This window comes from Blastococcus carthaginiensis (genome assembly GCF_030731085.1).
Classification (GTDB): Bacteria; Actinomycetota; Actinomycetes; order Mycobacteriales; family Geodermatophilaceae; genus Blastococcus; species Blastococcus carthaginiensis.
This window is the reverse complement of record NZ_JASNFN010000004.1, coordinates 189,155-210,910: the sequence shown is the minus strand read 5'-3', so window position 1 is coordinate 210,910 and position 21,756 is coordinate 189,155. Positions and strand designations below refer to the sequence as shown.

Below are 21,756 nucleotides of genomic sequence, written 5' to 3'. Positions count from 1 at the left end.
CCGTCCTCCGGCCAACCGGCACGGTTCGGGTCAGCCGCGCAGCGTCGACGGCGTCACCCCGCGCGCGGGGTCCGCGTCGAGCGACCGCCCCCGCAGCTCGGGCAGCGCCAGCGCGGCGAGCGCGGCGACCAGGAAGAAGGCGGCGAACGTGGCGAAGACCAGGCCGGTGCCCCCGGCGTCGACCAGCAGCGGCACGCACAGCGGGGCGGCGATGGACGCGAGCCGGCCGAACCCGGCCGCGGCGCCGGCGCCGGTGGCCCGCAGGGCGGTCGGGTAGATCTCCGGCGTCACCGCGTAGAGCGCGCCCCAGGCGCCGAGGTTGAAGAACGACAGCACCATGCCGGTGACCAGCACCGCGGTGTCGGCGTCGGCGGCCGCGAAGAGCCCGGCTCCCAGGGCCGAGCCGAGGAGGAACGTCGCCAGGGTGGGGCGCCGTCCCCACTTCTCGATCAGGTAGGCCGCCACCGCGTACCCGGGCAGCTGGGCGAGCGTGATGATCAGCGTGTACTGGAACGACTTGACCAGCGAGAAGCCGTCGTTGAACAGCAGCGTCGGCAGCCAGATGAAGGCGCCGTAGTACGCGAAGTTGATGCTGAACCAGACGATCCAGAGAGCGGCCGTCCGTCGCCCGGCGCCACCGGTCCACAGCGCCCGGGCGCCCGGCGGGGCCGTGGGCGGAGCCGGCGCAGGGGACGGCACGGGCGCGACGTCGGCGGCCCGCTCGAAGCGGCGCACCGTGGCCTCCGCCTCGTCGGTGCGGCCGCGCAGCTCGAGGAAGCGCACCGACTCGGGCAGCCCCCGGCGCACGACCACCGCGTACAGCGCCGGCACCGCGCCCAGGGCCAGCGCCCAGCGCCACCCGTCGTCGCCGGCGGGCACGACGAAGTAGCCGATCAGCGCGGCCAGCGTCCAGCCCACCGCCCAGAACGCCTCGAGCAGCACCACCACCCGGCCGCGCACCCGCGCCGGGGCGAACTCGCTGACCAGCGTGGAGGCGACCGGCAGCTCCGCGCCCAGCCCCAGGCCGATGAGGAACCGGAAGACCAGCAGCGCGCCCACCGACCACGACAGCGCCGCCGCCCCGGTCGCCAGCCCGAACACCAGCAGGGTCAGCGCGAACACCTGGCGGCGGCCGAACCGGTCGGCGAGAAGCCCGCCGAGCGTGGCGCCCAGCGCCATGCCGACGAAGCCGATCGACCCGATCCACGACACCTCGCCGTTGGACAGCCCCCACTGCGCGACCAGCGCCGTCATCACGAACGAGATGAGCCCGACATCCATCGCGTCCAGCGCCCACCCGATGCCCGAGCCGACCACCAGCCGGTGGTGCTCCCGGTTGACGGGCAGCCGGTCGAGCCGCTCGGCGCGGGTCAGCGGCGACGTCGTCTCGCTCATGCCGTGCAGTCTCGCAATGCCCGGGCTCAGCCGCGGACGTGGGCGGTGACCAGCTCGGCGGTCCGCTCCGCGGCGAGCTCCGGGATCCAGTGCGTCACGTCGTCGAGGACCTCCAGCCGGTAGGGCGCGTCGACGAAGCGGGCGGTGCCCTCGGTGGCCGCACGGCCCAGGAAGGCGTCGCCGGTGCTCCACACGTGCAGCGTGGGCACGGGCACCTTCCCGACCGGGTCCCGCCCGCTCCACGGCAGGGCGCGGTACCAGTTGAGCGCCGCGGTCAGCGCGGCCGGCTCGCGCATCCGGCCGACGTAGCGGTCGACGGCGTCGTCGGGCAGGCCGCCGCGCCGCAGCATCCGGCGCAGGACGGCCCCGTCGCCGGCGAGCAGCAGCCGCTCGGGCAGCACGGGCAGCTGGAACAGCCCCATGTAGTAGGAGCGCAGCGCCTGGTCGCTGCGCACCATGGCGCGCGCCATCGCCCCCGGGTGCGGCACCGAGAGGGCGGTCAGGGTGCGGACCCGGTCGGGGTGCCAGGCGCCGAGCGCCCACCCGACGATCCCGCCCCAGTCGTGCCCGACCACGTGGGCGGACGCCAGTCCGGCGGCGTCCAGCAGGGCGACGACGTCCTCCACCGTCTCGCGCAGCCGGTAGTGCGCGCGGCCGCGCGGGCGGGCCATGGGGGAGTAGCCCCGTTGGTCGGGCGCGAGCGTGCGCAGCCCGTGCTGGTGCAGGACCGGGGCCACCCGGTCCCAGGCGCTGGAGTCCTGCGGGAAGCCGTGCAGCAGGACGACGGGGTCGCCGTCGGCCGGCCCGGCGTCCCGGACGTCGAAGGTGAGGCCGTTCCGCCGGAAGCTGTCCACCACGGAACTGTGCCCATCCGAGGATGAGCCATGCCCGAGGACTCGGCGCAGGGTCGTGCCGAGTGGGGGCCGGAGGCCTCCGCGCAGGCAGGACGAAGCGGCTCAGCGGAGCAGGGGAACCCGCCCTGGACGCGGGCGTCGACCGGTAGGGAGACAATGAGGCATGGAGCTCATCGTGCTGGTCGACGAGGACGGGCAGGCGATCGGCACCATGCCCAAGCCGGAGGTGCACCACGGCGAGACGCCGCTGCACCGCGCCTTCTCGGCCTACCTCTTCTCCGACGACGGCCGGCTGCTGGTCACCCGCCGGGCCGAGGGCAAGGCGACCTTCCCCGGCATGTGGACCAACACCGTCTGCGGCCACCCGGGCCCCGGTGAGGACGACGGCGAGGCGATCGCCCGCCGCGCCGGCTTCGAGCTGGGGCTCGGCGTCTCCGGCGTCCGGCCTGCGCTGCCGGGCTACCGCTACCGCGCGGAGTTCCGCGGGGTCGTGGAGAACGAGGTGTGCCCGGTCTACGTCGGGCGGTTCACCGGCTCGCCCGCTCCCGAGCCCACCGAGGTGGGCGAGTGGGAGCTGCTGGAGTGGACCGCGTTCCGCCGTCGGCAGGAGACCGAGGGCGACGCCTGGTCCCCGTGGTGCCGCGAGCAGGCCCGGCTGATCGAGGCCGCCGGCCTGCACCGCCTCTGACCACTCCCGGTCACGGCACGCGGGCCGCCGGGTGCACCGCCGCGAGCTCCGGCGCGCCGTCGACCGGCCTCCGCGGGGTGGTGCGCGGCCCTGGCTAGCGTGCCGGGCATGGACCGTCGACGGTTCCTGCTCGCCCTCGCCGCCGGGGTGGCGGGCACGGCGGTGGCACGCGGCGCGGCCGGGCTCGGCGAGCCCGCGGCCGCGCTGGGTGAATCCGCGGCGGCGCCCCCGCCCGGACCGGCCGGGAACCCCGCCGCGCGCTGGAAGCAGGTGCACCGCGGTGTCCCCGGGGTGGAGCCGCAGGCGCCGCCCACCGGCGTGGTCGACGCGTTGCCGGGGGAGGGGAACCTGCTCGCGCTCACCATCGACGACGGCACCAGCGTCGAGGTGGTCGCGGCGTTCGCGCGCTTCGCCGCCGACAGCGGCACCCGCATGACCTTCTTCCCGAACGGCCGGTACCGCGCCTGGGCGGAGAACGCCGCGCTGCTGCGCCCGCTCGTCGAGTCCGGGCAGGTCGCCCTCGGCAACCACACCTGGTCCCACCCCGACCTCACCACGCTCGGCGATCGCGAGGTGGCCGAGGAGATCCGGCGCAACCGCGACTTCCTGCGCGCGACCTTCGGGGTGGCGGACAGCCCCTTCTTCCGCCCGCCCTTCGGTGCCCACGACGAGTGCACCGACCGGATCGCCGCCGACCTCGGGCACCCGACCACCGTCATGTGGAACGGCACCTTCGAGGACTACCGGGTGCTCACCGCCGAGGAGCTCGTGGCCGCGGCCCGGCGCTGGTTCAGCGCCCGGACGATCGTCGTCGGCCACGCCAACCACCCCACCGTCACCACCGTGTACGGGCAGCTCCTGGAGCTGATCGCCGAGCGCGGCCTGCGCACGGTGACCCTCGCCGACGTCTGGGCCGACCGGCGGTAGCGGCCCGACCTGCGGCCCCGGCGGCTTTCGGCGAGGCTGTCCGCGACGGACACGCACGGACGACGGAGGAGCAGCTGTGGAGGCGTCGCTGAAGGGCCGGGTCGCACTCGTGACGGGCGGGGCCAGCGGGCTCGGCCGGGCCACCGCGCTCGCGCTGGCCGAGGGCGGGGCCCACGTGGTGATCGCCGACATCGACGCGGCGGGCAGCGAGGAGACCCTGTCCCGGGTGACCGCCGCGGGCGGTTCCGCGGAGGTCGCCGGCCTGGACGTCACCCAGGACGAGAGCCGGCGCGCCATCGTCGCCGACCTGTTCGACCGGCACGGCGACGCGTTCGACGTGCTGGTCAACGTCGCCGGCATCGACCGGCCCGGCTACATCACCGACATCGACCTCGCCGACTACCAGCGGGTGCAGGCGGTGAACTGCGAGGGGCCGGTCTTCCTCACCAGCGAGTTCATGAAGCGGGTGCAGCACCTGCCGGAGGGGCGCACCGCCGACGTCGTGCACGTCGTCTCGCTCTCGGCGATCACCTCGGGCAGCGGGGCGATCGCCTACAACGGCTCCAAGGCGGGGTTCCTCAACGCGACCCGGTGCATCCAGCGCGAGCTGCGGGAGAAGGCGGTGCGGCTCGACGACGGCAGCGAGCGGCCGTTCCCCTGCCGGGTGCAGAGCGTCATCCCCGCCGCCATGGACACCCCGATGATGGAGCAGTGGGGGATCCCGGGGCACCTGATGATGCCGCCGTCGGCCGTCGCCGAGGCGATCCGCACGCTGCTGCTCCTGCACCCGGCGGCGTTCGTCCCCGAGATGCAGGTCGTGCCGCGGCTCGAGCCGAACTTCCCCCGCTGACCGACCATGAGGAACTCCCGCATGAGCGCCCCGGACGACCCGACGCCCGACACCGCGATGGCGTCGGGCTCCGACGCGGGCAGCCCCGGTGGGCGGCTCGGCCCCGGTGACCTCGCGCCCGACGAGGAGCGGCTGCTCGCCGCGCTCGAGCGCGACGGGCGCTCCGCCGGGCCGCCGGACCCGTTGGACACCATCGCCGTGGTCCGCGCGGCGGAGGACGAGCGCCCGCTGCCCGGCCGGGGCGGCCCGCCCGACGACGGGCTGACCCCCCGGTTCACCGCGCCGGGCGGCTGACCGGCGGGCTCAGCCGTGCGGCGACCGGAGCCGGACGGCGACGAGCGCGACGTCGTCCTCCCCGCCCTCGGTCACGCCCCGACCGCCTGCGCCCGCGCGGCGGGCCGGCACCACCCGGTGAGCGCGCGGAACGCGTCGCGCGCCGCACCGAGGACGCGCTCGGCGTCCCCGCCCGCGGCCACGTGCGCCCGGGCGACCCGGCGGTAGGCGGCCCACATCGCGCCGGTCTCGCTGCCGTAGGGCGAGAAGGCCCGGATGCGGACGCCGGCCAGGCGGGGCAGCGCGGCGAGGTGCCGGTCGATGAACGTGCCGCCGAGGGTGGAGCCCTCCAGCACGTAGAGCCGGCCCAGCGCCTCGTCGGTGCCCGGGACCGGCGGCAGCTCGGGTGCCGCGCCGGGCACGGGCGCGCCCAGCATCGCGAGGTCCGCGGCGAACAGCCCGGCCCGGCGGCGGCGGGCCCAGTCCACCCGCGCGGCGTCGGCGGGGTGGCGCTCGGCCCACTCGTCCAGCCCGCGCTCGGCCGCCGTCCAGAAGCCGTGCATCAGGCCGAGCACGTGCGCCAGCCGTGCCCGGTCCAGCTCCGGGTCGAGCAGGTCCAGGGTGTCCTCGAGGATCTGGTGTTCCCCGGCCGTCCCGGTGCGCAGCGCGCGCAGGACGTCGTCGTGCCCGCTGCGGGGGTGCTCCACCTGCGCAGCCATGTCTCCCGCAGCCATCGAGATGGAGAGTAGGTGACGGTCGGTGATCACGGGCGGTGGAACCGGGGCTCTCCGGAGAGCCGGGCGGCGCGCAGACCGGTGTGCAGGAGCAGGCGGGCGTCGCCGTCGGCGAGGTCCAGTCCGGTCAACGCCGCGATGCGCCCCAGCCGGTAGTACAGGGTCTGCCGGTGGACGTGCAGCGCCGCCGCCGTCCGGGCCGCGCTGCCGGCGCAGTCGAGGAACGTCTCCGCCGTCGTCGCGAGCATCGGGTCCGCCAGCAGCGGGGCCAGCACCGGGTCGGGTCCGGGCAGCGCCGTGGCCGCCCGCCACCCGCCGAGCTCCCCCCAGCGGGCGACGGGGAAGAACCGGTCGACCGCCGCGGCCACCCGCGCCGCCGCCCGGGCCTCGCCCCACTGGCCGGGCAGGTCGCCGGTGCCGCGGCGGGCCGACGAGACGCCGGCGGTGCTGCCGGCCGGCAGGGCGGCCAGGGAGGCCGCGGCGAGCGCACCCGCCGGGCGCAGGTCCGCGGGCGATGGCAGCGGGACGAGCACGGCGATCCCGTCCTCGACGACGGTGGCCACCGCGCCGGCCGCGGGCAGCGGCCGGCCGGGCGCCGGGGAGCCGTCGGCGGGGCAGAGGGCGACCAGCACCTGGGCGCCGTCCCCGGGCAGCCGGCCGCCGAGCCGCAGGGCGGCCTGCGCCCGCGCCGCCGGCCGGCCGGCCAGCGCGTCGGCGAGCACCTGGCCGAGATCGTCGGCGGGCCGGCCGGCCAGCGTGCGGCCGGCGTCGGCGGCCAGGTCCAGCGCGCGGCGCAGCGCCGGGTCGGCGTGGTCGTCGGGGTCGATGCGCCCGTCGTCGAGCAGCCAGAGGTAGCCGCGGGTGCGGTCCTCGTGGCGGACGGGCAGCACCAGCCGGGTGAGCACCCCGGCCGCGGGGTCGGCCGGTGTCCGCATCGGCCGGGTCGCCGAGGCGATGCCGAAGTCCTCGAACCAGCGCCGGGTCTCGGAGGTGGAGCCGCGGGTGAGGATCGATCGGGTGCGGACGGCGTCCATGGGATCGGCACCGCTGTCGTCGTGCGCGCAGAAGGCCAGCAGCGTGAAGCCGGCGTCCTCCAGCGTGGCGGGAGCGCCGAGCACCCGGGACACCTCGTCGACCAGCTCCTGCAGCTCGTCGCGCACCGCCGTCCCCCTCCGCGCCGGGTCTCGTACAGCTGTATGAAAGCAGATGCGCGGAATCCCGACATCTGTCGCTGGTCCGGAGGTGTGGTGGGTACCTAGCGTTCGAGAGGCACGTGGCGTCGGCCCGAGGAGGACCCGTGGTGCTGCAGAAGGCCTTGCTGGCGGCCTCCCGCCGGCCGGCGCTGCGCCGGGCGGTCACCGGCACACCGGCCACCCGCCGGGTGGTCGACCGGTTCGTCGCCGGCGAGTCGCTGGACGACGCCATCGCGGCGGTGCGCGCACTGGCCCCCGACGGCATCGCGGTGACCCTCGACCACCTGGGCGAGGACGTCACCGACCGGGCGCAGGCGCTCCGCACGCGCGACGCCTACCTCGCCGCGCTGGAGGCGCTGGCCCCGCTGCGGCTCGGGCCGGCGGCCGAGGTGTCGGTGAAGCTCTCGGCGTTCGGCCAGGCGCTGCCCGACGGCGGGCACGACCTCGCGCTCGAGCTGGTCCGCCCGGTCGTCGAGGCCGCCTCCGCCGCGGGGACCACGGTCACCCTCGACATGGAGGACCACCGGACGGTCGACTCCACGCTCGCCGCCGTCGCCGAGCTGCGGAAGGAGCACCCGGCGACCGGCGCCGTCCTGCAGTCGATGCTGCACCGCACCGTGGACGACGCCAAGGCGCTCGCGGTGAGCGGCTCCCGGGTGCGGCTGGTGAAGGGCGCCTACGACGAGCCGGAGTCGGTCGCCCACCAGCGCAAGCGGGACGTCGACGCCGCCTACCGCCGGAGCCTGGAGATCCTCATGAGCGGGCCCGGGTACCCCATGGTCGGCTCGCACGACCCCGCGATGCTGCAGCGGGCGCACGAGCTGGCGGCGCAGCACTCGCGGGCCGCCAACTCCTGGGAGGTGCAGATGCTCTACGGCATCCGCCCCGACGAGCAGCGCCGGCTGGCCGCCGCCGGCACCCGCGTCCGTGCCTACGTGCCCTACGGCGCCGACTGGTATGGCTACTTCATGCGCCGGCTGGCCGAACGCCCGGCGAACGTCGCCTTCTTCCTCCGCTCCCTGGCCACCCGCTCCTGAACCCGAGAGGTCTTCTCATGGACGCCGTCACCCGAGTCCCGGCCCCGGCCAACGAGCCGGTGCTCACCTACGCCCCCGGCACGCCCGAGCGCGACGAGCTGCAGCGGCGGCTCGCCGAGCTGGCCGCCGAACCCCTGGAGCTGACCGCCACGATCGGGGCCCGGCAGCGGATGGCTCGCGGCGAGCGGTTCGACGTCGTCCAGCCGCACCGGCACGCCGCCGTCCTGGGCACCTCCGCGCACAGCACGCACGCCGACGCGCAGGACGCCGTCCGCTGCGCGAAGGAGGCCGCTCCCGCGTGGCAGGAGCTCTCCTTCGACGACCGCGCCGCGGTCTTCCTCAAGGCCGCCGACCTGCTGGCCGGGCCGTGGCGGCAGACCCTCAACGCCGCCACGATGCTGGGCCAGAGCAAGACCGCGCAGCAGGCGGAGATCGACAGCGCGTGCGAGCTGATCGACTTCTGGCGCTTCAACGTGCACTTCGCGCGGCAGATCCTCGCCGAGCAGCCGGAGTCCTCGCCGGGGGTGTGGAACCGCACCGACCACCGCCCGCTCGAGGGCTTCGTCTACGCGATCACGCCGTTCAACTTCACCGCGATCGCGGGTAACCTGCCGACCGCGCCGGCGCTCATGGGCAACACCGTGGTGTGGAAGCCGGCGCCCACCCAGCAGTTCGCCGCGCACTTCCTCATGCGGCTGCTGGAGGAGGCCGGGCTGCCCCCGGGCGTGATCACCATGCTGCCCGGCGACGGGGTCGCCGTCTCCGAGGTCGCCCTGGCCGACCGCGACCTCGCGGGAATCCACTTCACCGGGTCCACGCCGGTGTTCCAGCACCTGTGGCGCACAGTGGGGCAGAACATCGGGGGGTACCGCGGCTACCCGCGGATCGTCGGGGAGACCGGCGGCAAGGACTTCATCGTCGCTCACCCCTCGGCCCACGTCGACGTGCTGCGGACGGCGCTGGTCCGCGGCGCCTTCGAGTTCCAGGGGCAGAAGTGCTCGGCGGCGTCGCGCGCCTACGTGCCGCGGTCGGTGTGGGGCCGGCTGCGCGACGACCTCGTGGCGGTGACCGAGTCGCTGCCGATGGGCGACGTCACCGACTTCTCGAACTTCATGGGCGCGGTCATCGACCGGAAGTCGTTCTCGAAGCTGTCCGGCGTCCTGGACCGGGTCGACGACGACCCGGCGCTGTCCATCGTCGCCGGCGGCACGGCCGACGACAGCGAGGGCTTCTTCGTGCGGCCCACGATCATCGAGGGCACCGACCCGGGCCACGAGGTGTTCAGCACCGAGTACTTCGGCCCGGTGCTCGCGGTGCACGTCTACGACGACGCCGACTACGACGCGGTGCTGACCCAGATGGAGTCGGTCGCGCCCTACGCGCTCACCGGTGCGGTGATCGCGCAGGACCGGGTGGCGATCGCGCACGCGCAGAAGTTCCTGCGGCACGCGGCGGGCAACTTCTACGTCAACGACAAGCCGACCGGCGCCGTCGTCGGGCAGCAGCCGTTCGGCGGGGGGCGGGCGTCGGGCACCAACGACAAGGCCGGCGCCAAGCAGAACCTCATGCGGTGGACGTCGAGCCGGTCGATCAAGGAGACGTTCGCGCCCTCGACCGACCACCGCTACCCCTACATGGGCTGACGCCGCCCGTGTTGATCAGGTGAGCTGATCGTTCCGGGTCCTGGCTCACGACCGGTGGTGAGCCAGGACCACAGCAGGTGAGCCAGGATGCCCGGCTCAGGCGACGTCGAGCTCCGCCCCCGGCTCCGGACGGCGGACGACGGAGAACCGGCGCGGGCCCGAGTAGGCCGTCGCGAGCATGCGGGTGAGGTCGGCGACCGTCCTCGACCAGGCGCCACCGAGGTCGGCCTTGGCGATCCGCAGCACCCGGATGTCGAGCCGGCGCACCTTGTCCTCGCGGCGCTTCTCCTCCCACAGCACGTCGTGGGGGGAGCGGCCGCCGTAGGGGTCGCTGTACTTCACCTGACCGTCGAACTCCAGCGCCACGGCCGCCTCCTCGTACCAGGCGTCGAGGCGGGCGACGAACCCGCGCGCGTCGTGCAGGTCGACCTGCAGCTCGGGCCGCGGCAGGCCGGCGGCCAGCAGCGCCAGCCGTCCCTCGGTCTCCAGCGGCGACTCGGCGCGGCCGTCGCTGAGGCCGACGGCGCGTGCCGCGCGGGAGGCTCCCGTGCGGTGCCGGGCGGCGTGCACGGCGAGCAGCAGCTCCGAGCGGCGCACCCGGCGCTGGTGCACCGCGGCGTCCAGGGCGATGACCGCGTCCTGCAGCGACCACTCCCGGGCGCAGTCGACGAGGGTGCGGGCCGCCGACGTGGTGGCGAACCCCGCGACCCAGGGCACGACGTCGGTGTCGGGGAGCTTGGCGCGGGCGACGCGGTAGCCGCGGCCGGCGCGCCACTGGTCGACGGCGGTCACCCGGACGTCGGTCCCCGCGGACGCCGGTACCAGCAGCTCGTGCCGGCGGGCTGCGGACGCGTGGCTGAGCACCGGGCCGGCGCCGAGGCAGAGCAGGACGGCGATGCCGGCCATCAGGTGGCGGTCGCTCTCACCTGCCGCGGCCAGTCGCGCGGTCTCGGTGTAGACGCCCTTGCGCAGCCGCGTCCACCGGCGGGTCCGCAGCGCCGTCCGGACGTCGTCGACCGAGTAGCCGGCGGCCAGCGCCTCCTGGCTGGTGAAGACGCCGAGTCGCTGGTCGGCGCGCGATTGCAGCAGCGGGTGCACCGGCCGAGTCTCGCCAGTCCGAGGGGGCCGTCGGTCCGGATCGCGCGGATCTGTGGACAACCGTCGTCTCGGCTCACCTCACGGGGTCCTGGCTCACGGTCGACACTGAGCCAGGACCCGGAACGATCAGGTGACCTGATCAACACGGGCAGCGGGCCAGTGGACGAGGCCGTCGTCGCCGAGCCTCGCGCCGTCGGCCGGGCGGTGCGGGGTCACCCGGCCGTCGGGCATGAGGTGCCCGACGGTCACGGCGCGGCCCAGGACGGCGACGTCGGCGATCAGCCGCCGGTGGCAGCGCCACCACACGTACTCGCTGCACAGCACCGCGACCGTCCGGTCGGCCGCCGCGGCCAGCACCTCGTCCAACGCCCCGGCGAACCCGGCCGTGCGGGTGTGCGCGGCGTACGCGGCGAACTGGGCGACGGTCCACCAGCCGTCGGCGACCGGCTCACTCCGCGGCAGCCGGCGGCGGCCGCCGAGGCGCTCCTCCCACCGGTAACCGATCCCCGCCTCGGGCAGCCACCCGGCGAGCGCCTCCCGCCGCACGTCGGGGTTGGCGCGGCTGCCGGGGAACCGCCGTACGTCGACCAGCAGGTCGATCCCCGCCGCGGTGAGCCGGGTGCCCAGCGCGACGCGGTCGTCGGACCCGTGGCCCACGGTCAGCAACCCCACGTGTCCTGCCTACCCGGGCGCGACCGGCGGCGCCTGGCGGGTCATGATCGGCGGGCACGGGATCGACGACGGAGCAGCGAGCGGGGGAGCGGTGGAGGTGCAGGCCCCCCTGTGGCGGTCGCGCGGGGTGCAGTCGCTGGTCGGCGTCACGGCGCTGGGCTTCGTCAGCTACTTCCTGACGCTCGCCTCGCTCCCGGCCTACGCGGTGGCCGGCGGCGCGGCGGAGAGCACGGCCGGGGTGGTCACCGCGGTCTTCCTCGTCGTCACCATCGCGGTGCAGTCGGTCGTGCCCGCGTTCGTGAACCGCTTCGGCACCGGCCCGGTGTTCGTGGCGGGGTTGCTCGCGCTGGGGGTGCCGGCGCCGTTCTACGTGCTGGACGACGGCGTCGCCTGGATCTCGGCGCTGTCGGCCGTGCGCGGCGCCGGGTTCGCGGTCATCACCGTCCTCGGCGCGACCCTGGCGGCGCGGGTGGCGCCCCCGGAGCGGCGCGGGGAATCCATCGGCCTGTACGGGCTGGCCATCGCGCTGCCGAACATGGCCGCCGTCCCCGTGGGCGTGGCGCTGGTGCTGAGCGGGCACATCGGGGTGCTGTCCTGGCTGGCGGCCGCACCGGTGCTGGGCCTGGTGTTCCTGCCCGCGCTGCTGCGCGCGGCGGGTGGCCGCGAGGAACCCGCCCCGGCCGGCAACGCGCGGGCCGCCGTGCGCGCCGCTCTGGCGCCGTCGCTGGTGCTGTTCGTGGTGACGACGGCCGGCGGCGGCTTCGTGACCTTCCTGCCCATCGACCGCCCCGACGGACTGCTGGCCACCGCCGCCCTGCTGCTGTGGGGGCTGACCGGTGCGCTGACCCGCTGGCGGGCCGGCGTGCTGGCCGACCGCCTGGGCACTGCGCTGCTGCTGCCCCTGTCGGTGCTGGTCGGCGCGGTGGGGCTCGCGGTCACCGGCGCCGGGCTGTGGTGGGGCGCGGGCTGGGTGCTGCTGGGCGCGGCGCTGTTCGGCGCCGGCTTCGGCGCGGTGCAGAACCTGACCCTGCTGCGGGCCTTCGCCCGGGCCGGGGAGCGGGGGACGACGGCGGCCAGCGCGCTGTGGAACGCCTCCTTCGACGCCGGCACGGCGGCCGGGGCGCTGCTGCTCGGGTTCGCCTACGGCGCGGCCGGCCTGCCCTGGACGTTCGTCGTGTCCGCCGTCGTGCTGGCCGCGGTGCTGCCGCTGGCGCAGGCGGCCGCCCGCGCCCCGCTCGGCCGCGGCTGAGCTCAGCCCTGCCGGGCGGCGTGCAGCGAGCGGAGGAAGAGGATCTCCTCGGCCGAGCGCCGCAGCCAGGTGCGCAGCCCGTCGGGGTCGTCGCGGTTGGCGTCGCGCACCTGCCCGAGCTTGAGCTGGCGGGTGCTGGCCTGCGCGCGCTGAGCCGTGGGCAGCGCCCGGCCCTCGGCGCGGGCGATCGTGGTGAGCCCGGCGCCCACGAACACCAGGTCGCGGATCTCGTCCAGGTCGGCGAGCAGCCGCTCGGCGGCGGCGTCGTCGCCCGCGGTCAGGGCGGTCAGGAGTTCGTCGGCGCGGCGGCGGCCCTCGGCGGCCGGGTCGGGCGTGGTCACCGCACCACTGTGCCCCGGCCGCGGGGGCCGGGGCACAGCGGGTGCGCGAACCTCAGGCGTCGCGCCGGCGGAGCACCAGGTAGCCGGCGAGCAGGACGGCGGCCACCTCGGCGCAGAACACGGCGAACCCGGTCCACGGGTCGAGCAGGTCCGGGTTGAACGACACCGGCGTGGCGACGACGGAGCCCGCGTTGCCCGGCATCAGCTTGGTGGCCCACTCGCCCCAGGCGCCCGGCAGCAGCATCACCATGTTGCCGACCACCAGCAGCAGGGCCAGCACGATCGACAGCGCCGCGGCGGTGTGCCGCACGAGCAGCCCGACCGCCGCGGCGAGCAGGCCGATGCCGGCCATGTAGAGACCGCTCCCGAGCAGCGAGCGGAGCACGCCGTCGTCGGAGAGCGCCAGGCCGATGCCCTCCCGCTCGAGGAACCAGTTGCCACCGAGGTAGCCGAGGACGGCGGTGACCGTGCCGGCGACGAACAGCGTCCCGGTGAGCACGAGGGCCTTGGCCGCCAGCACCCGGCCGCGGTGCGGGGTCGCGGTCAGCGTCGCGCGGATCATGCCGGTGCCGTACTCGCTGGTGACCACGAGCGCGCCGAGCACGATGGCGGTGATCTGCGCGACCGTCATGCCCCACGTGATGAAGGAGCCCGCGGCCTCGCCGGTGGTGCCCTCCGCGAGGTCCGCGGCGCTGACCGCGCAGACCAGCACGGTCAGCCCGGCGCCCAGGGCCACCAACGCGCCGATCGACCACGGTGTCGATCGCACCGACCAGAACTTGACCCACTCCGCGCGGACGGTCTGCGCGAAGCCGGGGTCCCGGGCCCCGGGTACGTGCCGGTTCGGGTCCAGGGCGACGGTGTCGGGCACCGGGGTGCTCAGGGTTCCGGTCATCGGGTGGCTCCTGCGGGGGTCCGGTCGCGCGCGGTGTACTCGACGCTCGCGGCGGTGAGGGTCATGAAGGCGTCCTCGAGAGAGGAGCTGACGAGGGTGAGCTCGTGCAGGAGGTGCCCCTGCCGGCCGACCAGCTCGCCGATGCCGGCGGCGTCGCGGCCCTGCACCCGCAGCTCGTCGTCGACGGCGGTGACCTCCAGGCCGTCGCGGCGCAGCAGCTCGGCCACCTCGGCCCGCTGCGGGCTGCGCACCCGCACGAAGGAGGCCGCGTGCTCGGCGATGAAGTCGGGCATCGAGCAGTCGGCCAGCACCCGGCCCCGCCCGATGACCACGAGGTGGTCGGCGGTGAGCGCCATCTCGCTCATCAGGTGGCTGGACAGGAAGACGGTGCGGCCCTCGGCGGCCAGCTGCCGGGTCAGCGTGCGCACCCAGCGGATGCCCTCGGGGTCCAGGCCGTTGACCGGCTCGTCGAGCACGACGACCGGCGGGTCGCCCAGCAGGGCGACGGCGATGCCGAGGCGCTGGCCCATGCCGAGGGAGAAGCGGCCGACCCGCTGCCCGGCGACGTCGGTGAGCCCGACCAGGTCGAGCACCTCGTCCACGCGGCGCACCGGTAGCCCGTTGCTCGCCGCCATCCAGCGCAGGTGGTCGCGGGCCGAGCGCCCGGGGTGCAGGGCGCGGGCCTCCAGCAGCGCGCCGACCTGCCGCAGCGGTGCGGGGAAGTCGGCGTAGCTGCGCCCGTGCACGGTGATGCTGCCGGCGGTGGGCCGGTCCAGGCCCAGCAGCATGCGCATCGTCGTGGACTTGCCGGCACCGTTGGGCCCGAGGAAGCCGGTGACCCGGCCCGGGTGCACGGTGAAGGAGATGCCGTCGACGGCGGTGCGGTCGCCGTACTTCTTGGTCAGGCCCCGCGCCTCGATCATCGCGGGCCTCCGGGGAGCGGTCGGGAAGTCATGCCCCGGAGCCTGTCGTCCGCCGGGGTGCGGGCACATCGGGGAGCGCCCTGATCGGACCCTGAAAGGTCCCTGGGAGGTCAGGCCGTGCGGGGCAGGGGCATCCCCGGGTGCAGCTCCCGGCGCAGGGCGCGCGCGGCGGCCTGGCCGGCCCGGTTGGCGCCGATCGTGCTGGCGGACGGGCCGTACCCGACGAGGTGGATGCGTGGTTCGCCGACGACCTGCGTGCCGTCCAGGCGGAATCCCCCGCCCGGTTCGCGAAGCCGCAGCGGCGCGAGGTGGCCGACCGCCGCCCGGAACCCGGTGGCCCACAGGATCACGTCGGCGGCGAGGGAGCGGCCGTCATCCCACGCGACGCCGTCGGGGGTGATCCGGTCGAACACCGGCAGCCGCTCGAGCACCCCGCGCTCCAGCCCCTCCCGGACGTACGGCGTGCTGACGAGCAGCCCGGTCAGCCCGACGACGCTGCCGGGCCGCCGTCCCTCGCGCACCGCCTTCTCCACCTCGGCGACCACCGCGCGGCCGACGTGCTCGTCGAACGGGCCCTCGCGCCAGACCGGTGGCCGGCGGGTGACCCACGTCGTCGACGTCACCCGGGAGATCTCGGCCAGCAGCTGGGTGGCCGAGGCGCCGCCGCCGACCACGACGACGTGCTGCCCGCGGAACTCCTCCGCGGAGCGGTAGTCCACGGTGTGCAGCTGGCGCCCGCGGAACAGCTCCTGCCCGGGATAGCGCGGCACGAACGGCCGGGTCCAGGTGCCGGTGGCGTTCACGACGGCGCGGGCGGTCCAGGTGCCCCGGTCGGTGACGACGGAGAACCGGCCGTCGTCGGTCCGGTCGACGGCGGTGACGCGCACCGGCCGGACCACGGGCAGTTCGAAGCGCCGCTCGTACCCGGCGAAGTAGGCGGGAACGGACTCGACTGCGGGCGCCGCCTCGTCCCCGGGCCGGAACGGCAGGCCCGGCAGGTCGTGCACCCGGTGGGTGGTGCCCAGCGTCAGCGAGGGCCAGCGGTGCCGCCAGGCGCCACCGGGGGCGTCCTCGCCGTCGAGCACGACGAACCCGGTGCTCCGCTCGAATCCCTGGCGGGCCAGCGCCCAGGCCGTCGAGAGGCCGGCCTGCCCTGCGCCGACGACGACGACGTCGACGTCGACGTCGCGGGCGTGCGGAGCGGGGGTCACCTCACGGGCAACGGGCCGCCGAGGCCGCTGCTTCCCGTCCGCCGTGCGAGGAGGCGCAGCCGAAGCCGTTCCGTCGAAACCGACCGGCCGGTACGGTGCACCGAGCAACGAACGGCCGACGGGGGGAGGCGCCATGACCGAGCCCGTGCCCGGCGACCGGTCCGCCGGGATCGTGGCCGAGCCGTGGTTCGTCTCCGTCGAGGTGCAGGTGCGCGCGACGGTCGCGCGGCCGGAGCTCGCGGCCGGGGAGCGGCTGGACGCGGCGGGGGTGGCGGTGCTCGAGCGGGCGCGCTCCCGGGGCCTGCGGACGGCGGTGCTGACGCGGGACCGCGAGGCCTACGGCGAGGACCTCGACTGGGCGGTCGACCGCTGGGTCGACTGCGACACCGGGGACGCCCTCGCGATCGTCGGCGCGGTGCACTCGCTCGGGGGGACGGTGGCCGCGGTGACCAGCACGGTCGTCCGGTTCTCGGGTCCGGCCGCCGTCGCCGCTCGCACGCTGGGGCTGCGCGGTCCGACGCCCGGGTCGCCGACGCTGGCCGGGAACCGCGGCACCCTGCGCCGGGCGCTCGCCGCGGCCGGCCTGGCCGACGTGCGCTGGGCGGAGGTGGCCGCGGACGCCCCGGACCTGACCTCTCCCGTCGGGTACCCCTGCGTGGTGCGGCTGGTCGCGGGCGGCGGCGGGCGGGATGCCGCACTCGTCTCCGACGACCGGGAGCTGCGGGACGTGGCGGCCCGGCACCTGGCGCGGTCGGACCGGAGGTGGGGAGGGCTGCCCCGACCTCGGCTGGTCGTCGAGGAGCACGTCCCCGGCCCTCGGTTCGGGGCGGACGGTTTCTCCGGCGACGGGGACCACGTCGTCCTCGCCTGGTCGGAGATCGTCACCACCCCGCCGCCGCAGCACGACCACCTGGTCAGCACCGCGACGACGCGGCCGCCGGTACCGCACGCCGTGGGCTGGGTCCGCTGCTGGCTCGCGGCGGTCGGCCACGACACCGGGCCGTTCCACCTGGAGTTCGTCCTCGGCCCCGCCGGTCCGCGGCTGGCCGATGTCGCGACCGGTCTCGCCGGCGACGGCGCGCACACCTGCGTCGACCAGGTGAGCGGCATCGACACCGCCGACCTCGTGGTGGCCCGGCTCCTCGGCGAGCCCGCTGCCGGCCCCGCACGCGCCGGCGTCGCGGGCGCGTGCACGCAGATGCACCTGACCGCCCACGCGATCGGCCGGGTGCGTGCGGTCGCCGGCGTCCGGGGCGCGGGCACGGTCCCCGGTCTGGTGGTGGCCGAGGTCTTCACCGACGTGGGGCGCACGACCGGCCCGGCGGAGCACCTCGCGCATGTCATGACCGTGGGGGAGACCCCCGAGCAGTCGCGGCGCCGGGCCGCCGCCGTGCTCGACGCCATCCACGTGGGTGTCGACGACGTCGACCCCGTCCCGCCCGTGGGGCGGCCGGGTGTCCGCACCCCCGAGAACGGGACCGGATCCCCGACCGCTGCGCGCCGCCGGGACCCCGGGACGCGAACCCCCTGACCCACGCCGGCAGGCCGTACCGGGCCGACCGGCGCAACGTGCTCACCGCACGCAGCTCCCGGCACACGGGTGTGGCACGGGCACACCGGACGGCGGTGCGGGGGCGCTCGGCAGCAAGGTGACCGATCCGTGACCGTTCGGGTGATCTCGATCACCGGATCTACCCCTAGAGTCACGGCCCATGTGTGCCAGATCACTCACCGGTCGTCCGGCCGGCACGAGCCGCACCCCACGGCCGGGGCGCATGCGCCGTCGTCGCCGTGCCGGGCGGCGACCGGCGGCAGTGCCCGCGGTCACCGCCCGGCCCGGCACCAGGGCCGCCGCGACGTCGCCGGCCCCCCTCCGCCGCCCGCTCGGTCCAGCGCCGTCCGGCGGCGCGGAGAGGAGGTGCTCCCCGTGTTGAGCATCGAGTCGTTGCACGTCACCTACGGCGGCGCCGTACAGGCCGTGCGGGGGGTGTCCATGGAGGTGCCCGACGGCAAGGTCGTGGCCGTCCTCGGCAGCAACGGCGCCGGGAAGACGACGCTGCTGCGCACCATCTCGGGAACGCTGCGGCTGCACCGGGGGAGGATCGAGTCGGGGAGCGTGACATTCGACGGCACCGACATCGGCTCCCGCGACCCGGCCCAGGCGGTCCACCTCGGCCTCGTGCAGGTGCCCGAGGGGCGGCGCATCTTCGGCCGGCTCACGGTCGAGGAGAACCTGCGGGCCGGGGGGATGGGCAACAAGGACAAGACGGCCAAGGCGGAGGCCCAGGACCGCGTCTACGACATGTTCCCCGTGCTCCAGGAGCGCCGCACGCAGAGGGCAGGCCTGCTCTCCGGTGGTGAGCAGCAGATGCTCGCCATCGGCCGCGCACTGATGGCCAGCCCGAAGGTCCTCCTCCTCGACGAGCCTTCCCTGGGGCTGGCGCCGCGGATCATCGGCCAGATCGGCGAGGTGATCGCCGAGATCAACCGGCAGGGCACGTCGGTCCTGCTCGTCGAGCAGAACGCGACCATGGCGCTCGGGGTCGCCGACCTGGCCTACGTCCTGGAGGTGGGGCAGGTGTCGCTCTCCGGCGACGCGCAGGAGCTCTCCCGGACCGACGAGGTGCAGCGGCTCTACCTCGGCCACGAGAGCGAGCAGGCCGACGAGTTCAGCCCCGTGGTGACCCGCAAGACGCTGTCCCGGTGGACGGCATGACCGCGGCCGGAGCCTCCGCGGCCGGAGCCTCCGCGGCCGCGCCGGCGGCGGACGGAACGGCTGCCGGACCGGAGATCCCGGCCCTGGAGGTCGAGCACGTCAGCGTGCGGTTCGGGGCCATCAAGGCGCTCTCCGACGTCTCGTTCACCGTCGTCCCCGGGGCGATCCACGCGATCATCGGGCCCAACGGTGCGGGCAAGTCGACGATGTTCAACGTCCTGTCGGGCGTCTACAAGGCCGCTGAGGGGCAGGTCCGCTTCGGCGACGTCCGGCTCGACCAGATGGTCCCGCACAAGATCGCCGACGTCGGCGTGGCCCGGGCGTTCCAGAACATCGCGCTGTCGGGCACCCAGACCGTGGGCGAGAACCTCATGCTGGGCCGCCACCACCTGACCAAGGCCGGGTTCATCGCCGCCGGTCTGCGGCTGCCCAGGGCGACCCGGGAGGGCAAGCGGCACGGGGCGCGGGTCCACGAGATCGCCGAGTTCCTGGACCTGGGCGACAAGCTGCACACGCCGGTCGGGGTGCTCTCCTACGGTGACCAGAAGCGGGTGGAGGTGGCCCGGGCCCTCTGCACCGAGCCGCGGCTGCTGCTGCTCGACGAGCCGGTCGCCGGCATGAACGCCGAGGAGACCGCCCGGATGGCCGGGGCGATCCGGGAGATCCGGGCGGCGCTCGGGATCTCGATCATCCTCGTCGAGCACGACATGGGGATGGTCATGTCCCTGGCCGACCGGGTCACGGTGCTCGACTTCGGCCGCCGGATCGCCGACGGCACCCCCGCCGAGGTGCAGAACGACCCGGAGGTCATCCGCGCCTACCTCGGTTCCGGGGACGAGGAGAGCCCGTCGGAGTCCTACACCGCGCACCACTCCGCCGCCCCGGCCCCCGCCGGGACCTCCGACGACAGCGGCGCCACCGCCGACCAACCATCCACCGAGACGCCCGGGACGAGATCGTGACCCAGTTCTTAGCGCTGCTGCTCAACGGAGTCTCGCTCGGCGCCCTCTACGCGCTGATCGCGCTCGGCTTCGTGATCATCTTCAAGTCCAGCGAAGTGGTCAGCTTCACGCACGGCTCGCTGCTGCTGCTGGGCGCCTACTCCATCGCCAGGTTCAGCGACTCGATCGGGTTCGTGCCGGCCGTGCTGGCCGGTGTCGCGCTCACCGCGGTCGTGGCGCTGCTGATCGAGCGACTGATCATCAACCGGATCCGCGGCGCGGCGGTGATCAGTCTCGCCATCGTCACCATCGGCGTGGACATCATCATCCTCACCGAGATGATCCGGCGGATCGGCTCGGACATCCTGAACGTGCCGCACCCGTGGGCCGGCGAGTCGATCCGGATCGGCAGCACCGGGCTCAGCCTCAACCGCGTCATCTCCCTGGCGGTGGCCGCAGGGCTGATCGGGCTGTTCTTCCTCGCCTTCAAGTACTCCAGCTGGGGCGTGGCGATGCGCGCCTCGGCCGAGGACGGCGAGGCGGCCGCGCTGATGGGGATCCGGCAGGGCCGGGTCTCCGCGGTGGCCTGGATCGTGGCCGGGGTGCTCGCCGCGGTGGCCGCACTGTTCCTCGTCGGTGCACCGACCCCCGGGGTGAGCCCGACGGTCTACACCGTGGCGCTCGGCGCGCTTCCGGCCGCGATCCTCGGCGGGCTGGACTCCACCGGCGGCGCCCTCGTGGGCGGCCTGCTCATCGGGGTCGCCGAGGCCATGGCGGCCGGTTACCAGGACCAGATCCTCTTCCTCGGCCGCGGCTTCGGCAGCGTCATCCCCTACGTCGTGATGCTCGCCGTCCTGCTGGTGCGGCCCTCCGGTCTGTTCGGCACGAAGGAGTTGACCCGTGTCTGAGGCGACCGCCACCGTCGACACCGGCGCCACCAAGGCCGGCGCGCCCGCCGACCCTCCACGGCGGCGCCGCTCGGTGGTCAAGCCGCTGCTGCTGGCCGCGCTGCTGCTCTTCCTGCTCGTCTTCCCGCTGTACTTCGACGAGTTCTGGCTGCGCACCGGGTTCGCGGTGTTCGCCGCCGTGGTGGGGGCGATCGGGCTGAACCTGCTGGTCGGCAACACCGGCCAGCTCTCCCTCGCCCACGCCTTCTTCCTCGCCGTCGGCGCGGTGACCTACACCTACGTGTCGGCCACCGACGAGGGAGGCCTGGGGGTGACCGACCTGGCCGGGCTCGGGTTGCCGCCGGTCGTCGGGATGATCGCCGGCGTGCTCGTCGCCGCACTGGCCGGTCTGCTGTTCAGCCCCATCTCGGCGCGGTTGGGCGGCATCTACCTCGGCGTCGCCTCGCTGGGTCTCGTCTTCATCGGTCAGCACGTGTTCAACAGCTGGACGTCGGTCACCGGCGGCTTCAACGGCCGGTCGGTGCCCGAGTTCCAGCTGTTCGGCTTCAGCTTCGGCAACGACGACCCCGAGCTCTTCGTGATGGGTGTTCCCTTCCGCGAGAGCGAGCGGCTGTGGTACCTGGGCCTCTTCATCGCCGTCGGCGCCTACCTCTTCGCCCGGAACGTGCTGCGCAGCCGGCCGGGGAGGGCCATCCAGACGTTGCGGGACAGCGAGACCGCCGCGGCGGTGATGGGCGTGAACGTGCAGGCCTACAAGGCCCGGGCCTTCATGCTGAGCTCCGCGTACGCGGGCCTGGCCGGAGTCCTGTACGCGCTCTCGATCGGCAGCATCGCGCCGGAGTCCTTCGGGCTCCTCCTGTCGGTCTCCTACCTCGCCATGATCGTGCTGGGCGGGCTGGGCTCGGTGGCCGGCGCGGCGCTGGGGGCGCTGTTCGTCACCGCGCTGCCGCTGCTCTTCCAGCAGTACGCCGACGCACTCCCGTTCGTCAGCGACGCCGGGCAGGGCGGGATCGCCGCGGGCGAGGCGGCGCTCTACCTGTACGGCCTGGCGATCGTCCTGGTCATCATCTTCGAGCCCGCCGGCCTGGCCGGCCTCGCCCGCCGGATCAACTCCCGGTTCGGCCGCGCCCGCCGTCCCGGCGGCAAGGTGACCCGCCCCCCGAGCAACCCCGCTACCGACCCGTCCACGTGAGAACCGTCAATCCGAA

The 21,756-nt window shown here is 75.1% G+C and carries 22 protein-coding genes; 12 read left to right on the top strand and 10 right to left on the bottom strand.

Annotated elements, in window-relative coordinates; all coding sequences use genetic code 11:
- Positions 1–30: 30 nt before the first annotated feature.
- On the bottom strand, positions 31–1,395 hold the full coding sequence (locus tag QOZ88_RS06185; protein WP_305998917.1) for an MFS transporter: 1,365 nt from the start codon (positions 1,393–1,395) through the stop codon (positions 31–33).
- Positions 1,396–1,421: 26 nt separating this feature from the next.
- Positions 1,422–2,249, bottom strand: a complete 828-nt coding sequence (locus QOZ88_RS06180; protein ID WP_305998916.1) for an alpha/beta fold hydrolase — start codon at positions 2,247–2,249, stop codon at positions 1,422–1,424.
- A gap of 163 nt (positions 2,250–2,412) precedes the next feature.
- Here QOZ88_RS06180 and idi point away from each other — a divergent pair, with 163 nt between their 5' ends.
- The 4 genes from idi (at position 2,413) to QOZ88_RS06160 (ending at position 5,008) form a co-directional block, all read left to right on the top strand.
- On the top strand, positions 2,413–2,937 hold the full coding sequence (gene idi / locus QOZ88_RS06175) for an isopentenyl-diphosphate Delta-isomerase (RefSeq protein ID WP_305998915.1): 525 nt from the start codon (positions 2,413–2,415) through the stop codon (positions 2,935–2,937).
- A gap of 108 nt (positions 2,938–3,045) precedes the next feature.
- Positions 3,046–3,864 carry a polysaccharide deacetylase family protein gene (locus tag QOZ88_RS06170; RefSeq protein ID WP_305998914.1) on the top strand — a complete coding sequence of 273 codons (819 nt, stop codon included), beginning with the start codon at positions 3,046–3,048 and terminating at the stop codon, positions 3,862–3,864.
- 76 nt (positions 3,865–3,940) lie between these two features.
- Complete coding sequence (locus QOZ88_RS06165) at positions 3,941–4,714, top strand: SDR family NAD(P)-dependent oxidoreductase (RefSeq protein WP_305998913.1); 774 nt, start codon at positions 3,941–3,943, stop codon at positions 4,712–4,714.
- A gap of 21 nt (positions 4,715–4,735) precedes the next feature.
- Positions 4,736–5,008, top strand: coding sequence for a hypothetical protein (locus tag QOZ88_RS06160; RefSeq protein ID WP_305998912.1), 273 nt, complete (start codon positions 4,736–4,738; stop codon positions 5,006–5,008).
- 71 nt (positions 5,009–5,079) lie between these two features.
- Here the strand turns inward: QOZ88_RS06160 and QOZ88_RS06155 are convergent, their stop codons facing one another.
- Positions 5,080–5,721: a biliverdin-producing heme oxygenase gene (locus QOZ88_RS06155; protein WP_305998911.1), complete on the bottom strand. Its 642-nt coding sequence runs from the start codon at positions 5,719–5,721 to the stop codon at positions 5,080–5,082.
- A gap of 29 nt (positions 5,722–5,750) precedes the next feature.
- Positions 5,751–6,881, bottom strand: coding sequence for a helix-turn-helix domain-containing protein (locus QOZ88_RS06150; protein ID WP_305998910.1), 1,131 nt, complete (start codon positions 6,879–6,881; stop codon positions 5,751–5,753).
- Positions 6,882–7,018: 137 nt separating this feature from the next.
- Here QOZ88_RS06150 and QOZ88_RS06145 point away from each other — a divergent pair, with 137 nt between their 5' ends.
- Together QOZ88_RS06145 and pruA are read left to right on the top strand one after the other, a co-directional pair.
- Positions 7,019–7,951 (top strand): proline dehydrogenase family protein, encoded by a 933-nt coding sequence (locus tag QOZ88_RS06145; RefSeq protein WP_305998909.1) that lies wholly within the window; start codon positions 7,019–7,021, stop codon positions 7,949–7,951.
- A 17-nt stretch (positions 7,952–7,968) separates the two neighbouring features.
- Positions 7,969–9,594 carry an L-glutamate gamma-semialdehyde dehydrogenase gene (gene pruA, locus QOZ88_RS06140; RefSeq protein ID WP_305998908.1) on the top strand — a complete coding sequence of 542 codons (1,626 nt, stop codon included), beginning with the start codon at positions 7,969–7,971 and terminating at the stop codon, positions 9,592–9,594.
- 96 nt (positions 9,595–9,690) lie between these two features.
- Here the strand turns inward: pruA and QOZ88_RS06135 are convergent, their stop codons facing one another.
- Both QOZ88_RS06135 and QOZ88_RS06130 read right to left on the bottom strand, forming a co-directional pair.
- Positions 9,691–10,692, bottom strand: coding sequence for a hypothetical protein (locus QOZ88_RS06135; RefSeq protein WP_305998907.1), 1,002 nt, complete (start codon positions 10,690–10,692; stop codon positions 9,691–9,693).
- 126 nt (positions 10,693–10,818) lie between these two features.
- On the bottom strand, positions 10,819–11,364 hold the full coding sequence (locus QOZ88_RS06130) for a DUF488 domain-containing protein (protein WP_305998906.1): 546 nt from the start codon (positions 11,362–11,364) through the stop codon (positions 10,819–10,821).
- Between the two features lie 97 nt (positions 11,365–11,461).
- Between QOZ88_RS06130 and QOZ88_RS06125 the strand changes: the two genes are divergently transcribed.
- On the top strand, positions 11,462–12,613 hold the full coding sequence (locus QOZ88_RS06125; protein ID WP_305998905.1) for an MFS transporter: 1,152 nt from the start codon (positions 11,462–11,464) through the stop codon (positions 12,611–12,613).
- Positions 12,614–12,615: 2 nt separating this feature from the next.
- Here QOZ88_RS06125 and QOZ88_RS06120 read toward each other — a convergent pair whose 3' ends face one another.
- The 4 genes from QOZ88_RS06120 to QOZ88_RS06105 all read right to left on the bottom strand — a co-directional run bounded on the left by QOZ88_RS06120 (position 12,616) and on the right by QOZ88_RS06105 (position 15,983).
- A complete protein-coding gene (locus QOZ88_RS06120) occupies positions 12,616–12,954 on the bottom strand; it encodes a hypothetical protein (protein WP_091931566.1) in 339 nt (112 codons plus the stop codon).
- A 52-nt stretch (positions 12,955–13,006) separates the two neighbouring features.
- Positions 13,007–13,849: an ABC-2 transporter permease gene (locus QOZ88_RS06115; RefSeq protein ID WP_305998904.1), complete on the bottom strand. Its 843-nt coding sequence runs from the start codon at positions 13,847–13,849 to the stop codon at positions 13,007–13,009.
- Complete coding sequence (locus QOZ88_RS06110) at positions 13,846–14,772, bottom strand: ABC transporter ATP-binding protein (protein ID WP_091931564.1); 927 nt, start codon at positions 14,770–14,772, stop codon at positions 13,846–13,848. Before QOZ88_RS06110 ends, QOZ88_RS06115 begins: the two co-directional genes overlap by 4 nt.
- A 110-nt stretch (positions 14,773–14,882) precedes the next feature.
- Positions 14,883–15,983 (bottom strand): NAD(P)-binding domain-containing protein, encoded by a 1,101-nt coding sequence (locus QOZ88_RS06105; RefSeq protein WP_305998903.1) that lies wholly within the window; start codon positions 15,981–15,983, stop codon positions 14,883–14,885.
- A gap of 133 nt (positions 15,984–16,116) precedes the next feature.
- On the opposite strand from QOZ88_RS06105, the gene QOZ88_RS06100 reads away from it, so the two are divergent.
- The 5 genes from QOZ88_RS06100 (at position 16,117) to QOZ88_RS06080 (ending at position 21,740) form a co-directional block, all read left to right on the top strand.
- Positions 16,117–17,514: an ATP-grasp domain-containing protein gene (locus QOZ88_RS06100; RefSeq protein WP_305998902.1), complete on the top strand. Its 1,398-nt coding sequence runs from the start codon at positions 16,117–16,119 to the stop codon at positions 17,512–17,514.
- Positions 17,515–17,910: 396 nt separating this feature from the next.
- Complete coding sequence (locus QOZ88_RS06095) at positions 17,911–18,699, top strand: ABC transporter ATP-binding protein (protein WP_406568211.1); 789 nt, start codon at positions 17,911–17,913, stop codon at positions 18,697–18,699.
- Positions 18,696–19,661 (top strand): ABC transporter ATP-binding protein, encoded by a 966-nt coding sequence (locus QOZ88_RS06090; protein WP_305999083.1) that lies wholly within the window; start codon positions 18,696–18,698, stop codon positions 19,659–19,661. The genes QOZ88_RS06095 and QOZ88_RS06090 overlap by 4 nt, the downstream gene beginning before the upstream one ends.
- Positions 19,658–20,548 carry a branched-chain amino acid ABC transporter permease gene (locus tag QOZ88_RS06085; protein ID WP_091931556.1) on the top strand — a complete coding sequence of 297 codons (891 nt, stop codon included), beginning with the start codon at positions 19,658–19,660 and terminating at the stop codon, positions 20,546–20,548. Before QOZ88_RS06090 ends, QOZ88_RS06085 begins: the two co-directional genes overlap by 4 nt.
- Positions 20,541–21,740: a branched-chain amino acid ABC transporter permease gene (locus QOZ88_RS06080; protein WP_305998900.1), complete on the top strand. Its 1,200-nt coding sequence runs from the start codon at positions 20,541–20,543 to the stop codon at positions 21,738–21,740. The genes QOZ88_RS06085 and QOZ88_RS06080 overlap by 8 nt, the downstream gene beginning before the upstream one ends.
- Positions 21,741–21,756: the final 16 nt, after the last annotated feature.